Origin of the sequence: Psychrobacter sp. I-STPA10, assembly GCF_021012795.1 — a bacterium.
GTDB lineage: Bacteria > Pseudomonadota > Gammaproteobacteria > Pseudomonadales > Moraxellaceae > Psychrobacter.
In genome coordinates, this window is sequence record NZ_VFYU01000025.1 from 68,268 (window position 1) to 84,050 (window position 15,783).

General features: G+C 40.9%; 15 protein-coding genes. 8 read left to right on the forward strand and 7 right to left on the reverse strand.

The genetic code is table 11. The features are described from left to right. Nucleotides 1-173 precede the first annotated feature (173 nt). Nucleotides 174-1,547, reverse strand: coding sequence for a dicarboxylate/amino acid:cation symporter (locus tag FHK89_RS12105; protein ID WP_230660750.1), 1,374 nt, complete (start codon nucleotides 1,545-1,547; stop codon nucleotides 174-176). Nucleotides 1,548-1,955: 408 nt separating this feature from the next. Continuing rightward, nucleotides 1,956-4,214 carry a 5-methyltetrahydropteroyltriglutamate--homocysteine S-methyltransferase gene (gene metE, locus FHK89_RS12110; RefSeq protein ID WP_230660753.1) on the reverse strand — a complete coding sequence of 753 codons (2,259 nt, stop codon included), beginning with the start codon at nucleotides 4,212-4,214 and terminating at the stop codon, nucleotides 1,956-1,958. A gap of 231 nt (nucleotides 4,215-4,445) precedes the next feature. On the opposite strand from metE, the gene FHK89_RS12115 reads away from it, so the two are divergent. Next, on the forward strand, nucleotides 4,446-5,345 hold the full coding sequence (locus FHK89_RS12115) for a LysR family transcriptional regulator (protein WP_230660754.1): 900 nt from the start codon (nucleotides 4,446-4,448) through the stop codon (nucleotides 5,343-5,345). Between the two features lie 50 nt (nucleotides 5,346-5,395). Here FHK89_RS12115 and FHK89_RS14910 read toward each other — a convergent pair whose 3' ends face one another. Continuing rightward, nucleotides 5,396-5,530 carry a hypothetical protein gene (locus tag FHK89_RS14910; RefSeq protein ID WP_268992978.1) on the reverse strand — a complete coding sequence of 45 codons (135 nt, stop codon included), beginning with the start codon at nucleotides 5,528-5,530 and terminating at the stop codon, nucleotides 5,396-5,398. Between the two features lie 133 nt (nucleotides 5,531-5,663). On the opposite strand from FHK89_RS14910, the gene FHK89_RS12120 reads away from it, so the two are divergent. The 3 genes from FHK89_RS12120 to FHK89_RS12130 all read left to right on the forward strand — a co-directional run bounded on the left by FHK89_RS12120 (nucleotide 5,664) and on the right by FHK89_RS12130 (nucleotide 7,203). Beyond that, nucleotides 5,664-6,173 carry a hypothetical protein gene (locus FHK89_RS12120; RefSeq protein ID WP_230660757.1) on the forward strand — a complete coding sequence of 170 codons (510 nt, stop codon included), beginning with the start codon at nucleotides 5,664-5,666 and terminating at the stop codon, nucleotides 6,171-6,173. 85 nt (nucleotides 6,174-6,258) lie between these two features. Then, nucleotides 6,259-6,744: an REP-associated tyrosine transposase gene (locus tag FHK89_RS12125; protein ID WP_230660760.1), complete on the forward strand. Its 486-nt coding sequence runs from the start codon at nucleotides 6,259-6,261 to the stop codon at nucleotides 6,742-6,744. 87 nt (nucleotides 6,745-6,831) lie between these two features. Next, on the forward strand, nucleotides 6,832-7,203 hold the full coding sequence (locus FHK89_RS12130; protein WP_230660762.1) for a hypothetical protein: 372 nt from the start codon (nucleotides 6,832-6,834) through the stop codon (nucleotides 7,201-7,203). 221 nt (nucleotides 7,204-7,424) lie between these two features. Here FHK89_RS12130 and FHK89_RS12135 read toward each other — a convergent pair whose 3' ends face one another. Together FHK89_RS12135 and FHK89_RS12140 are read right to left on the reverse strand one after the other, a co-directional pair. After that, on the reverse strand, nucleotides 7,425-7,589 hold the full coding sequence (locus tag FHK89_RS12135; protein WP_230660765.1) for a CrcB family protein: 165 nt from the start codon (nucleotides 7,587-7,589) through the stop codon (nucleotides 7,425-7,427). Between the two features lie 284 nt (nucleotides 7,590-7,873). Then, a complete protein-coding gene (locus tag FHK89_RS12140; protein ID WP_230660769.1) occupies nucleotides 7,874-8,227 on the reverse strand; it encodes a zinc ribbon domain-containing protein YjdM in 354 nt (117 codons plus the stop codon). Nucleotides 8,228-8,416: 189 nt separating this feature from the next. Here FHK89_RS12140 and ygfZ point away from each other — a divergent pair, with 189 nt between their 5' ends. Together ygfZ and FHK89_RS12150 are read left to right on the forward strand one after the other, a co-directional pair. Beyond that, nucleotides 8,417-9,181 carry a CAF17-like 4Fe-4S cluster assembly/insertion protein YgfZ gene (gene ygfZ / locus FHK89_RS12145; protein ID WP_230660772.1) on the forward strand — a complete coding sequence of 255 codons (765 nt, stop codon included), beginning with the start codon at nucleotides 8,417-8,419 and terminating at the stop codon, nucleotides 9,179-9,181. Nucleotides 9,182-9,211: 30 nt separating this feature from the next. Further along, nucleotides 9,212-10,573, forward strand: a complete 1,362-nt coding sequence (locus tag FHK89_RS12150) for a D-amino acid dehydrogenase (RefSeq protein WP_230660775.1) — start codon at nucleotides 9,212-9,214, stop codon at nucleotides 10,571-10,573. 351 nt (nucleotides 10,574-10,924) lie between these two features. Here FHK89_RS12150 and FHK89_RS12155 read toward each other — a convergent pair whose 3' ends face one another. Next, complete coding sequence (locus tag FHK89_RS12155) at nucleotides 10,925-12,139, reverse strand: low temperature requirement protein A (protein ID WP_230660778.1); 1,215 nt, start codon at nucleotides 12,137-12,139, stop codon at nucleotides 10,925-10,927. A 445-nt stretch (nucleotides 12,140-12,584) separates the two neighbouring features. Beyond that, nucleotides 12,585-13,178: a Spy/CpxP family protein refolding chaperone gene (locus FHK89_RS12160; protein WP_230660781.1), complete on the reverse strand. Its 594-nt coding sequence runs from the start codon at nucleotides 13,176-13,178 to the stop codon at nucleotides 12,585-12,587. A 296-nt stretch (nucleotides 13,179-13,474) separates the two neighbouring features. On the opposite strand from FHK89_RS12160, the gene FHK89_RS12165 reads away from it, so the two are divergent. Then, a complete protein-coding gene (locus FHK89_RS12165) occupies nucleotides 13,475-14,176 on the forward strand; it encodes a response regulator transcription factor (RefSeq protein ID WP_230660784.1) in 702 nt (233 codons plus the stop codon). Next, nucleotides 14,176-15,780 (forward strand): sensor histidine kinase, encoded by a 1,605-nt coding sequence (locus tag FHK89_RS12170; RefSeq protein ID WP_230660787.1) that lies wholly within the window; start codon nucleotides 14,176-14,178, stop codon nucleotides 15,778-15,780. The genes FHK89_RS12165 and FHK89_RS12170 overlap by 1 nt, the downstream gene beginning before the upstream one ends. The last annotated feature ends 3 nt before the right edge of the window (nucleotides 15,781-15,783 follow it).

A 15,783-nucleotide genomic window follows, 5' to 3' on the forward strand; every position in this document is an offset into this window, starting at 1 on the left:
GCTGTCCAATCGTACTATCTGCACTCGCCTGCCTTGTACCAGTTTATAACTTCGCTGACTATATAATCAAAGAATTGCAATAAATTTCACCCATAAAAAAGCCCTCAAATTAATTTGAGGGCTTTTTTTATATCAATAAGTTAGCAAGTATGTTTTTCAATAAGCGAAGCTGCTTACGCTTTTTTCAACTCATCATACTCACTACCCAACACACCATCATTCATAATATTAGATAATTCACGCTCATTGTCAGGGTCAATATGTGCATCAAAGACATCTTTTGTACCAGCATCTGGGTCGTTATACACAGCAATGTCCATTTTATTTTCAGACTTCGCCACAATCGTCGTTACTGCGGCATCACCGCCAACATTGACCGCTGTCCGTAGCATATCAAGCAAACGGTCCACACCCAAAATCAGACCAATACCTTCAATTGGCAAGCCGACCTGAGCAAATACCATTGACAACATAATCAAGCCCACACCTGGCACACCTGCTGTACCAATCGATGCCAAAACAGACATTAAAATAACGGTCAAATACTGCGTAATGCCCAAATCAATGCCATATAAATTGGCAATGAAAATGGTCGCCGTTCCCTGCATGATTGCTGTACCGTCCATATTGATGGTCGCACCAAAAGGAACCGTAAACGAAGCAACTGAGTTATTCACCCCCATACGCTTCGTCACAGTACGCAAGGTAATTGGAATCGTGGCATTTGAGCTTGAGGTACTAAAGGCAAAAATCTGTACTTCTTTCATTTTGGTTAAAAATGTCTTGATGGATAATCCTGAGAATAACTTTAGGATAATCATCATGGTGACAAAGAAATGGAATGCCAATGAGCCCACCAATACTGCCACGTAGCCAAGTAAGGAGACAATCAAATCTAAACCTAAATCCGCCATCGCTTTGGCAAGTAAGGCAAAGACACCATAAGGGGCAAGGTTCATAATGATTGTCACCATTTTTAAGATGACTTCATTAATCAGCTCTAGGCTCTGTACCAATCCTTTGGCAGGCTTGCCTACCATTAAGATACTGACACCCACCAAGATAGCAAAGAAGATAATCGATAACATATCGCCATTTGCCATCGAGCTGATGGGATTTGAGGGAATGATATTGGAGAAAACATCAATCAGTGGTGGTGCTTCTTTGGCTTCAAATGTTGCCGTTGTTGGCAAATTCATGCCTTTACCAATACCAAATATACTACCCAATCCAATGGCGGTAGCAATGGCTAATGCGGTGGTCAGCATATACATAAAAAAGGTTTTTGAACCAATACGACCAAGCAAGCGAATATCACCGATACCACAAACACCACAAATCAGTGAGATAAGTACCAAAGGCACAACCAGCATTTTGAGGGAGTTAACAAATAGCTTACCAACAATAGCAAATAAGCCATTGGTCAAATAGGTGTTAACAAACCCACCTTCAACGTTTAAACCTGAATAGTTAAAAAAGAGTCCCAGCGCAATACTGAGTACCATGGCAATGATAATTTTGCCTGTGAGTCCCATGTTTTTCCACATAGTCATGTCCTTAATCTCATGCTGCGTTTGGACATGTTTGCATTGTTTTATCCAATCTTATATTCACTAAACTGGGTAAATATCATGGCACGACAAAACTGTCCTAGTTACAACCTACTAAATCTTTGTTACCAAATGTATTGTCTGTGTTAAAAATTGAAAAACAGACAGCGTGCCTAATAATAAGTAAAAGTTATAGTTATAGCAAGTTTTTTTTATAAAAAAAATTAGTATAATTTAACTATGCTGTTGTTTTTATTGACTTTATTAACAATTTTTATTAATAATTTTTCTCAATTAGCAAAAAACCCCGCTATCTAGATAGCGGGGTTTTTCTGTAACGCATGTCACATACATAACATACATAACAAGTTTTTGAGCGCAATTACTGCATCAAAAGTTCAAGTTTTAAGAAGCGTACACTTCACGTACTTTTTTGGTCATCTCTACCATGTTTTGCAACGCTGAAATGGTTTCTTCCCAGTTACGAGTTTTTAGACCACAGTCAGGATTCACCCATAGACGCTCAACTGGAATGTATTTTTGAGCCTCATCAATCACCACCTGCATGTTACTGCTGTCTGGGGTGCGTGGGCTGTGAATGTCATACACACCCGGTCCAATGGCATTGTGGTAGCCGTCATTTTTAAACGCATCTAATAACTGCAAGCCTGAACGTGAAGTTTCGATAGTAATCACGTCTGCGTCCATATCAGAGATATGATTTAAGCAGTCATGGAAGCTTGAATAACACATGTGTGTATGAATTTGCGTGTCTTCATTGGCACAGCTTGCAGAGTGCTTAAATGATTTAACCGCTTCACTCCAGTAGTGAGGTTGGTCAGCTTGTTTTAGTGGCAAACCTTCGCGGAAAGCAGGCTCATCAATCTGGATAATGCTAATGCCCGCATCTTGTAAATCGCCCACTTCTTGGTTAATCGCTTCAGCAATTTGCAGACGTAAGATGTCACGAGTTTCGGCATCACTTGGAGCAAATGACCAGTTCAAAATAGTCACAGGACCAGTTAACATACCTTTCATTGGTTTATCAGTTAAATCTTGAGCGTATTTAATCCATTCTACAGTCATCGCATTTGGACGGCTGATGTCACCAACCACGATGGGCGGACGCACACAGCGAGTACCGTAGCTTTGTACCCAACCATTTTTTGATAACCAAAACCCGTCCATATATTGAGCAAAGTATTCGACCATGTCGGTACGCTCAGCTTCACCATGAACAAATACATCAATGCCTAGTTTTTCTTGCTCTTCTACCGCACGTTTGATTTCTGCTTGCATCGCTGTTTTGTAATCAGCATCTGATAGCTCATCTTTATTCCATTGGCTACGAGCCTTACGGATTTCACTGGTTTGTGGGAACGAACCAATGGTAGTGGTTGGGAACAATGGCAAGTTAAGCTTGTCTTGCTGTTTGGCATAACGCTCACTAAATGCCCCTTGACGCACCTGTGCATCATCATTGTATGGGGTTAGTTTGATGTCAGTGGCATTAGCATCAGCTTTGACATCGCCTGTTGCCAATTGACCACAAATCACCACTTCTTTAAGTTTTTGCTTAGCAAATGCCAATTTGCCTTGTAGCTCGCTTGGCACATCTTCTGACGCTAAATCTACTGGCAAATGTAGCAATGATGAGCCAGTACCGACCCACAATCTGTCTTGCAAACGCTCATAAGCACCTGCCAACAATTCTTGTACTTTAGTTTGGTCAGTTGTCCAGACGCTACGTCCATCAACCACACCGATAGATAGGGTTTTGTGGCTTGGTAGGTGGTCAATCACTTGCGTGATATATTGCTTAGGCTTGTTGGTGCGAGTCACATCAATATGCACACCACTAACAGGCAAGTTACACGCCAAATGACAGTTATTACCTAGCGTATCAAAGTAGCTGGCAACGATTAGCTCAGGTGGGGTTTGTTGTAAACCATTATAAGCACGCTCAAACGCTTGTTGCCATTTGCCTTCTAGGTCAAGTGACAAAATAGGCTCGTCCATTTGTACCCATTGCACACCTTTTTCACCAAGCTGATTTAATAGGTCAGCATAGACAGGTAGCAACTTATCAAGATGGCTGAGTTTGTCTTCTGCTTTTGAGCTGGCAAGGTATAAAAAGCTTACTGGACCTACCAATACCACTTTTAATGGCGTGTCTTGTTTGCCATTTTTTTCTAGTAGGGCTTGTGCGTCGGCAACTTGTTTAAAGATTTGAGTGAAATCAACATTATCAAAGCTTTGCTCAGCTTCTAGCTCTGGCACAAGATAGTGATAATTGGTGTCAAACCATTTAGTCATCTGCCACGCCGCTTTGTCTTCATATTTGCCAGTATGGTCACGACCACGGGCAAAATAAAACTGACGGTCAAAGGTATCTAGAGTTTCTGCCCCTTCAAAACGAGGTGGCTGAATACCAAAGGCAACCGCTTGGCTCAATACCAAATCATAGTGGGCAAAATCACCAGTAGTTACAATAGATAGACCAGCGTCGATTTGGTCTTGAATATTAGTAGTAAATACCGCTTGCAATGCCTCAAGGGTTGCTTGTTTGTCTTGCTTGCCTTTCCAATAACGCTCTAGGGCAAATTTGGTTTGGCGTTTGTCGCCAATACGAGGATAACCTAAAATATGGGTAGGTGTGCTCATAAAATACTCCTTTGGTGAAAATTAAACCATTAAATGAAAGTAGTTAGATTCGATAGTGAGTATCTTACGTCATTTGTTTAATGAATAAAAATCATGTTATTCATTTTAAGATGAATTATTTTAATTATTGCAATGAATACTGTATAATAGCCAACTATCTTATGAACACCTTAGCAGTTTACTTAATCATTACTTCTTATTATTAGCAATACACTAAATTGGTCTCACACTATGCTAGAACTTCGCCACCTTAACACCCTCAAAGCCTTACGTGCCCATGGCTCACTTGCTGCTGCCGCCGAAGAGCTACACGTCACTGCCTCCGCCGTCTCACATCAGCTCAAAGAGTTAGAAAACTATTACGACATCAGTTTGGTCAATCGCCGTACCCGTCCGCTGAGCTTCACCCCCGCAGGGCTTGAAGTGCTTAAACTGGCAGACAGCATTTTGCCACAAGTCACCCGCACCAAAATGAGCCTAAAACGCCTTGCCCACGGACAAGCAGGCAGATTACGCCTTGCCTCAGAATGTCACAGTTGTTTTGATTGGCTAATGCCGATATTGAATAAATACCGCCGAGAATGGTCAGATGTTGAACTCGACTTTGCCACAGGTTTTGAGCCTGAACCGCATCATTTACTATTAGAAGGGGACATTGATTTACTGATTACCACCAGTGATTTACCGATAGAAGGGCTACATTATCAGCGTCTTTTTGAATACGAAAGTCGCTTGGTACTCTCTCCCACTCACCCACTGGCAAAACTTGAACAAATCACCCCCGCAGACTTAACAGCCGAGACGCTGATTGCCTACCCCGTCGAAAGTAAACGCCTAGATGTCATTGCCAAATTTATGGCACCTGCGGGCAAAGAGTTTGCCAAAATACGCACCACCGAGCTGACTGCCATGCTGGTACAGCTTGTTGCCAGTGAGCGTGGTGTGGCAGCATTGCCTGATTGGGTAGTGGCAGAATATGAACGCAAAGGTTGGGTGGTATCACGTCCACTAAAAACTGAAAATGGACTAGGGGTATATTGTCAGCTTTATGCCGCCACTCGCACCAGCAGTATGAACACCGCCTATATGCAGGGATTTGCCAACTTATTAGAAGGGATTGTAAAACCTTAATTGATTAATAATTAAATAACAGCTAATCTGTAGCCAATCCTGCTGTCCGCTTATATCTGCCTTGCCGATGGCGTGCGGACTAACGTGTCAGAGGGCATTGCTGTTACCTCGACACTGCCCCCTACCACAGTCCGCATCGCCATCAGCTGCGTCAGGATACCGCTACCATCAGGGCTAGCGGTCACATCGGTTATCTTTTTAATATTTATCGTTGTTCAGGGTTGTAGCCTGTATTTTGCGAACAGCAGTTAGATAAACGGTGCATGGAATGCACCCTACAAACTAACTTCCCTGAATTTTTAGACTAAGGAGTACCTTATGGATTTTAAAGATAATCCGTTGTTATTTTTAAATAAAGACAGAAGTTTTTTGGAGAATTTTTTACTAGAAAAAAAATTAGTGTTTAATATTTATCCAGAAGAGCAGAGAGTAGAAGGGTTCGACATTATTGAATCAAATAAAGTTTCATTTTGGTTTGATTGTTTAGGTTTTATTTATAGTATCCATGCTGATTTTAATAAAGAAGAATTAAGTTTGCCAATTTTTCTTAATGGAGTAAAAATAAATGAGACTGGATATGCTAAATCAGTGACTAACTATTTTGAAAGGGTTGGTAAAATATTTAATGAATCTGATTTTTATGATGACTCTATAGGTAAGTATAGGTTAGTTGTATACGATTTATCTGAAAATATTAAGGTTATACTTAATATTGATTCAAGTAAATCTGTCTTTGGGCTAGTAATTAATTATGATGGCTATAGTCCTTATCAATATAAAAAGGGAATTAGTCTTTCTGATTTTTTAAATACGACTATAAGTACATAACTTAACAGCACGTAGGTTGGGTGGAGATTGCGACACCCAACATGATAGATTAAAATTAATTCTATCCTACTATTTGTAGAATATCATGCAATATCGAAGGCACTATTATCAGGGCGCAAATTATTTCTTCACAATCAACCTTGCTGATAGATCAAGTGACTTGCTTATTAAAGAGATTGAAACCCTACGCAACACCTTTAAAACCGTCAAACAAAAACAGCCCTTTCACATTGATACTATCGTTATTTTACCTGATCATTTGCATATGTTATGTACAATGCCAAATGACGATGCTCACTATTCTAAACGTATCAAGCTTATTAAATACTACTTCTCTTACCGTATTGCCAAAACCGAACGTATCTCAAAGAGCCGTCAGAAAAAAGGCGAGCGTGGTATTTGGCAACGTCGGTTTTGGGAGCATTGCATACGTGATGAATTGGATTATCGCACTCATATCGATTATATCCATATGAATCCTGTGAAGCATGGCTATGTTGAACGGGGTCAGGATTGGCAATACTCATCATTCCATAAATTCGTAGCGGAAGGTTTATTACCCATAAATTGAAGTGATTGAATAGTTCTTCGATATATATTTGTTGGGTGTCGCAAGCTCCACCCAACCTACGTGCTAAAGATTTAAGGAGATAGTTTAATGAATAAAGTTAGTTATATAGATATGAGGCATATTGTCCTTGATGCTTTATATTCACATCTCATTTCCAAGCCTGAAATGAACTTGAGTTATGATAGAGTCCTAGACTATGTTACATATGATTTTGAGTCTGGTTATTCAGATACGGAATATTTAATTATATCTTTTGTAATCTATGTGTTATGTGGCGACTTCAAATCTTCTGAATATTTGTCAAAAATATTAAGAGAGAAGTTATTATCCATAATAAATTCTAATAATTTTATTAAATTAATATCCAGAATAGAAGATAATGATGATAAAAAGGAGTTTATCGCTGATTTATGTACAGCAGGCTTAATATCAAAGGACAATGCCAAGACTTTTAGATGAATTGGATTATCGCACTCATATCGATTATATCCATATGAATCCTGTGAAGCATGACTATGTCGAACGGGTTCAGGATTGGCAATACTTATCATTCCATAAATTCGTAGCGGAGGGTTTATTACCCGTAAATTGGAGTGATTGAATAGCTCTTCGATATATAATTGTTAGGTGTCGCAAGCTCCACCCAACCTACGTGCTAAAAATGACTCAACAACAGTATATTAAACATGCAATATCATCTTAAATAAATAAACCCCAATCGCAGTTGCCAATAATGTCAGTCCCAAATGCAACGCAATCAACCCCAATCCTGCTAATATCCGCCCACCATCTATCAAAGTAAACACCTCAGCACTAAAGCTACTGAAGGTGGTTAAGCCCCCCAAAATCCCGTAATCACAAATATTTTTAGATGTCCATGACTTGCCCTCAACTCATGTCACTAAAAAACAACGGTTTAAAAACCCCTGACTTCCATTAGAAATCAGGGGTTTTAGTTTCTACAATAGGACTAACACATTTTCCTAGATAATTAGCATCTGATAATCATTGCTCTTTATTAAGGGGACTGGTTGTACGTAGTTCGAGAGTCTCATATAACTCCCAGCCACTTTATAAGACGAATATCATAATTTTGCGGAAGCCCTATACAAAAACAATCTATAGCAATCTATGCTTTTTTCACCACTGAAGACTTAAGCTTCATTTGTCCAAAACCATCAATTTTACAATCAATGTCGTGGTCATCAGGGGCATCATGCAACAGGCGAATACTTTTCACCTTTGTACCCACTTTTAATGGCGTTGATGAGCCTTTCACTTTTAAGTCTTTGATGACAGTGACCGCATCACCATCTTGTAGCTCATTGCCTACAGCATCACGAATTACTGGCAATTCATCAGCACTTTCGGCTGCTTTTTCTTCTGCCAACGTCCATTCATGGGCGCACATTGGACAGATAAGTAATGCGCCATCTTCATAGGTGTATTCAGAATCACATTTTGGGCAATTAGGTAGGCTCATGGCTTCCTCATAGTTGTTTAATAGTCAATTAATAATCATTTCATATTTCATAAATCCATTGACTATTGTAACTTAATTTGTGTCATTTTGCTGTGTCAATTGCCTTGAAAATCACTATCATCACCCTAACCAATATAAAATATGACTATCTCCATGATAAGTCAGGATAAATAAGGATGACAACAAACCATGACTGCCAATAACTTATCCACCTCTTCTCGCTTACCCACTTTTCAGCAAATCACGCTGCAAGGCGAGGACGCCGAAAAATTTTTGCAAGGACAAATCACTTGTAACGTCAAAAAATTGGGCTTAAGCTATCAACCCACCGCCATAGCTAACTTAAAAGGTCGCATTGAATTTGGCATTTGGATAAAAAATCCGATGGATAAAACCTATGAAATTGTGATTAGTAGTGACTGTATGCAAAGCCTACAAGCACATCTGAAAAAGTATGGTGCTTTTTCCAAATTTACTACTACCGAACCAATAGACATTTACCCCTGCGTACTTAAGGATAGCTCTCAAAGTGAACCGACTTTTAGCTTAGAGGAGAGCCTTGCCAATCCAAAAGATTGGGCTGAGCAAAGCATTGCCATAGGTAATTATTGGATAACCGCTGATACACAAGGGCAGTTTCAACCACAAGAATTGCGTTTACATCAGCGTGGTGGCGTGGATTATGATAAGGGCTGTTATTTAGGGCAAGAGGTCATCGCGCGTATTTATTTTAAAGCGGCGCCCAAAGCCTTTTTACATCTGGTATCTGGCACTGGTGACACACCAAACACAGGTGAAAACATCAACAAAATACAGGTGGTCAATGCCATTGCTATCAATGAATCTGAGTTTAAAGCATTGGTAGTCGCTCGCCCTGAGCAAATCGCCGACAGTGAATTACAAATTCTGCCACTACCAGAAGCATTGCAAGCTGATGTGGCACGAGAAAAGTAATTTTAAAAATCTAAAATCACAGGCAATCACATGACACACATTGCAGTATTGGGGGCAGGCGTGGTCGGTGTTACTACTGCTTGGTATCTACGCCAAGCAGGATTTGAAGTCACCGTCATTGAGCGTGAATCTGCCGCTGCCATGCAAACCTCGTTCGCTAATGGTGGACAAATCTCCGTCTCCCACGCTACTCCTTGGGCAAACCCTGCCACCCCACTCAAAGCCTTTAAATGGCTGATGCAAGAGGACGCACCGCTACTCTACCGCCTACGAGCTGACCCACAGCAGCTTAAATGGGGCTGGCAATTTTTGCAACAATGCAGCGCCAAACACGCCGATGATAATTTGGTACAGATGGTACATTTGGGGTTGTATTCTCGTAGTGCCCTGCAACAGCTACGTGCTGAAACTGGTATTGAATACGAGCAACAAACACGCGGCATCATGCACTTTTATACAGGGCAAGCGGAATTTGAGGCTGCCATCGCTCCCACTAAGCGAATGCAAGAATTAGGCTGTGAGCGTTATGTCATTGATATTGATACCGCAGTAAGCCTTGAACCTGCCTTGTATCCCATCGCCCATAAACTGGTGGGTGCAACGTATACCAGTGAGGACGAGTCAGGCAATGCGCATTTATTTAGCCAACGCTTGGCGAAGTTATGTAGCGATAATGGCGTTCAGTTTTTATATGATACTGATATTGTCTCTCTTAATTTAAAGTCATCAACCAATACAAAAAAACTGAGCTCAAATAACCCCCAAATTGACCATATCACCATTAAGCCCAATCATAGAGAAATTGAAAGCTTTAGTGCTGACAGCTATGTAATGGCACTCGGCAGTTATAGCGTGCAACTTGTCAAACCGCTTGGTATACACTTACCCATTTTTCCTGCCAAAGGCTACTCTGCTACTTATCAAGTCAACCCCAATAATCCAAATCTTGCACCCTTTGTCAGTATGATTGATGATGAGTTTAAACTGGTGATGTCTCGGCTTGATGATAAATTGAGAGTCGCAGGAACGGCAGAGTTTAACGGCTATAATTTGGATTTAAACCCAACCCGTTGTCAGGCAATTACTAGACGGATTAGCCAGTTATTTCCTAAGGGTATTTTGCTCGATAGTGTCAAATATTGGACAGGGTTACGCCCGATGACTCCTTCCAATGTACCACTCATTGGTAAGGCTCATCTTGGGGCAGTTACTCATGGTTCTGGCTCAACTGCTTCTGGCTCACAAAATCAGTCAACCACCTTTGATAATTTATGGCTTAATACTGGGCATGGCACATTAGGCTGGACACATTCTTGTGGTTCAGCAAAAGCCATTAGCCTATTAATGCAAGGACAAAAACCAGAAGTGGATTTTGCGTTTGTTGGGATATAAGGTAATAAAAAGCTTGATGACCACAAACAACAAAACCGCACAGCTTTCGCCATACGGTTTTCATTGTTTACTGTCCTTAGCATGTACCAGCCAATATTTCATCCTGAAACATCAGTGATATCGGGCATCCTACCCTAATACTACTTACTTATCCTTAAGTAAATTACGGTTAACTTGATGTATCAACTACATTAAGTCTCTCAATCCTTGAGTCATCATCCTTGATGCCGTGAATCTATAATCGCAAATTTGCAGGATAAGTGATAGTCGCCAAAGCGTCATTGCGTGTAAGCATATGCTTACAAAGTTAATGCTAACTACGAGCTACTGTTTAAACACAAAAATAGGGACTTATCCATTAACATCAGCATTTACCGCAAATGATTTTGTCCAGCGATTCACATACATAATCATCAACATAGGGGCTAAAATACTGACCCAAATTCCCACCACAATCGGCAACCCCATCATAACCAGCCCATAACTGAACAATAAAATCCCCATTGCCCCCAATACTACCCAGATATTTTTGGTCAACTTACCCATCATCATTGACCTTAATCCAGATAATGCCAGCAAATAAATTACCAACATAATGGTTAAAACTACCATCGCATACTGTGCTGATACCAGTGCATGTCCGCCATGCCCAGTGCTATTTAACGTATCAGACACCAACTCTAACGCTGACCCCAATCCTGCCAATGACGCAAAGATAAAAAAGTGACCATAGTTAAATATAAACACCAAACTACGCTGACGTTTTTTTTCTAACATATGCCCAAAAGGCATGGCAAAATACAGCCACCATAACGCAAATACCAACCCCATCACACCCAAACCCACAAAAAATATCGACCCCAACGCAGTGATATCGCCATGATGACTGTTATATAACACACTTATGGTATTAAATGTGCCCAGTATGCCCTCGCCCAATACAATAATGACCAATAACCCATAGCGTTCAGCGATATGATGTGGGTGCCAACTGCCCGCCTCATTGCCATGCACCCAACGACTGCTCCACAATTCCGCAATCACCATCACCGCAATACTTGCAAGTTGTAATGCTTCTGGAAAAAATAACAGACTAATCCACGAAATTTGTAATAGGGTCGTTGCCAATAAATATCGCTTTGCCACCTCTCTACGACTCGGCTCATCTTTGTATATTCGCAACCATTGACTGATTAATGCCAAGCGTTTAACCGTATAACCAACCGTCACTATAACAAATGAACCAGACTCAAATAACTGTCCAATACCCACCGCAATCATCAATGAGCCAAACATCTGCACAAAAACAGACAGTCGATAAAAGGTATCATCACTATCATAGCTTGAGGCAAACCATGTAAACTCTGCCCATGCGTTCCATAAAATAAAAAAGGATAATAAAAACTGTAAGATACCATCAGTAAAATGATGCTCTAATAAACTATGATGCAACCCTTTCGCCGTACTGGCAATCGCCACCACATAAATCAAATCAAACAACAACTCCAGTGGGGTCGCCACTCGGTGTGGCTCATTTGGATTGCGTAATTGCATCTTTTTTAACATGATTATTCCTTGATGATGGTTAGTTTTAATAATAAAAGTGCATCATTATTTATAATAATTAGTTATAGATTTTATTTACAGAAACTTATGATAATAGTTTGCCCTACAAACAACAAAACCGCACAGCTTACGCCATACGGTTTTCGTTGTTAACCAGTCCATGTTAAATACCAAGCAAAACATTCAATCCTAGAATATTTTATGATACAGGGTATCTTACCCTTGACACATCGTCTTTATCCTTAGTTACGGTTAACTTTATGTATCAACTACATTAAGTTACTCAATCCTTGAGTGATATTCCTTTATCCCGTGAACACATCATCGCAAATTTACAGGGTAGGCGTAAGACGTAAAAGCGTCAATGCATGTAAGCATATGCTTACATGCATTGAGCAGGTTATTTTTATTTATTTTTTTGCTTTATAAATCAAAAATTTAGACATTAGTTAAACATTGGCATACCGCCACCAAATCCACCACCGAATCCCCCTGCAAATCCACCGCCAAAGCCTCCTTTACCAAAACCGCCACCAAATCCACCTCGGAAACCTTGGCGATTCTCACGCATGGCTTTGAACTTTTCACTTAATTTTTCACGTTGCTCAGCGGTAAGTATTTGGCTGATTGAGCGTTGCACTTCGATACGTTTCTTAAAACGCTCTTTGGCTTTGTCAGCTTGTTTTTCTGCCAGCTCATTTAGTAAGTTAGGATCAACGTGGTCGCTATTAACTAACTGCTGTATTTGTGTCTGCATTTGTTCGTTTTCAGATAGCCACTGCTCGCGGTTATCTTGGAATTTGTCAAAGTTTTGTTGTATAACCTCTGCAATTTGGGCTTGTTGGCTGTCGGTTAGTTCTAATTCGTCAGCCATTTTTTTCATGATTCGATTAAACATAAAATTACCTCTGATACTTTGTGATTGGGCTTGCTGTTGTGTGGATTGTTGGTTTGATGTTTCGGCATTGACAACACCACTGGTAACGACAGCAAGTAAACCAGATGTTGCTAATACGGTGGCGGTGATAAGTTTTTTCATAACAGTTTTCCTTGGCTGTATAACTTGAGGTTATAAAATGATTGGGACATTTTATTGGTTAGTTTATTTCAACAATCATTGTTTGCATGATTGGCATCATTGGCTTAGTAAGTCGTTTGTGTTCTGCTTATAAGCATATGCCCTGTTGACAAAATCTATAATAAGACAATGTGACGTTGCGTACTTTTATGAAACTTTAAGAAAGGTAACGATTGCCATATCCTTGCTTATGCGGACAAAAAATTTGCTAAACTGTCTTTTAACAGATTTCTTATTTATTGAGTTGAGGACACACCATGCCCCATATTTTGCTTGCTGATGATGATGAGGAATTAACGCAGTTATTGGTAGAATATTTAGCCAATCATGCGGTCACTTGCGACTGTGTGCATGATGGGGAGCAGGCTCTTAGCCAGTTACAGACGCAAACTTATGATTTGTTGGTGCTCGATATTATGATGCCTAAGTTAGATGGCTTGCAGGTGCTACGACAGCTACCGACCCTTTATGCCAGTACAAACACTGCACCCATACCTGTGATTATGCTTACTGCCAAAGGTGATGAGATTGACCGTATCGTTGGGCTTGAGCTGGGAGCTGATGATTATATTAGTAAGCCTTGCAATCCTCGTGAGCTGTTGGCACGTATTAATGCGGTTATCAAACGTACTACCATAACGCCCCATGCTGTGAGTGTTGATAATACGCCTCTGCCTGACAGCCGTTTGCACCTTGACCCCATTCAGCGGACTTGCTTGGTTGATGAGCAGGCGTTGCAATTAACTGGCACTGAGTTTGATTTGTTATTGGCGTTGTTGCGTCAAAAAGGTTCGGTGGTCAGTAAGGAGTGGCTGTCTGAAACGGTGCTACAGCGTGAACTACAGCCATTTGACCGTAGCCTTGATGTGCATGTGTCCCGCTTAAGAAAAAAGCTACAACCCTTTCATGATGAGCCGATTAAAGCCATTCGTGGCAAAGGCTATCAGTTGGTATTGTGATGATAAAATTAACTAAAAAATTGGCTTTTTTGCCGTCGTTATCGTTATTTTGGCGATTGTTTTTGGGGTTGTTAATCATATTATTGACCACTTCTGCGTTGTCATTTGCGATTGCACGTGGGCTAACTGCTCAAGAAATCGCCAAACGTATGGATAAGCAAATTGATACCTTGTTAATCCTACGACAACAGCTTGTTGAGTATTTACAAGCAGGTGATTTGTCAGCGGTTCAGCAAATGTATGCCGAAAATCATCAGCAGTTACGCCAAATACAGGTGATTGATGCTCAAGGTATGGTGATTTTTCCCTCTTATCACCAGCCAATCAGCCAAACAGCCAACCAATCAACTAGCCAGCCAGATGTTGTGGTTAATAACCACAATGACAATCTGGCAGATGATAATTCGCAACCATATCCAGCAAACGGCAAAAGTCCAGCAAATTCCCCTGATTTTCCAACGTTTTTTCCACAAAATAATGATTTTTATCAAAACCGTCCTGAGTTGGCAGATATCAAGGTAAATTCAGCCAATGGTCAGGTTTATACCATTGAGCTACAGCCACAGTTGCCATTTCCAGAGTTGATGGCACTATACCGTAGCAATTTTGGCGTGCGTTTTTTGATTATTCTTATCTTTGTGGTGGCAGTGTGTTTTTGCTTAAGCCGTATTTTGACCCGCCGTATTCAACGGGTGCAACACAGCGTTCATCGTATGATGGCGGGGGATTATCAGGTAGATACGCAATTGATGCAGTTGGGTAATGATGAGTTTGGACAGTTGGCACAGGACATCGCCCATCTCTCTGAACGGCTGGCAGACAGTGAGCTGGCTCGTAAACAAATGCTAAGTGACATCTCGCATGAGTTACGCTCACCACTTGCCCGCCTTGAGATAGCCACTGAGCTTGCCCGAGATTTCTCGCCCAATGCAGGCAAATATCTTGACCGTATTCAAAAAGAAACGGCACGTATGAATGAGCTTATCGAACATATTATTCATATTCAGTCGCTACAAATGCAACGCTACGCCATATCCCAAGAGGAGCAACAGGCGGTTGATTTGGTCGAGTTAATCAATCAGATTGGGCAAGATGTGTGCTTTGAATTTCAAGACAAACAGATAAACTGGCAATGGCAATCGCCAACTTCGCAAAAGACGCACAAAACACAAGACTCACACAATTTTATTATCATGGGGCAAGCAGAGCAGTTACACAGTGCCTTAGAAAATGTCATTCGTAATGCGTTTATGCACTCGCCAATGGGGGGCAGTGTCAAAGTAACCATGACATTAACAACGGCAACAACGACAATGGCTCAAACATTATCCTCACAACAGCCAAAACAATCCGCCATTGTTATCAGTATCAGTGATACAGGCGAAGGGGTGGCAGAAAAAGATTTACAACGCATATTTCAGCCATTTGTGCGTTTGGATACTGCCCGCCACCGTAAAACAGGGGGCTATGGCTTAGGGCTTGCCATTGTGCATGCAGTGGTTATGGCTCATCATGGGCAGATTCGGGCATATAATCGCACGGATACGCAGGGATTAACCGTTGAGATTGAGTTGCCAGTTGCGGGCGTTGCTAAGGAGGAGTAGGAA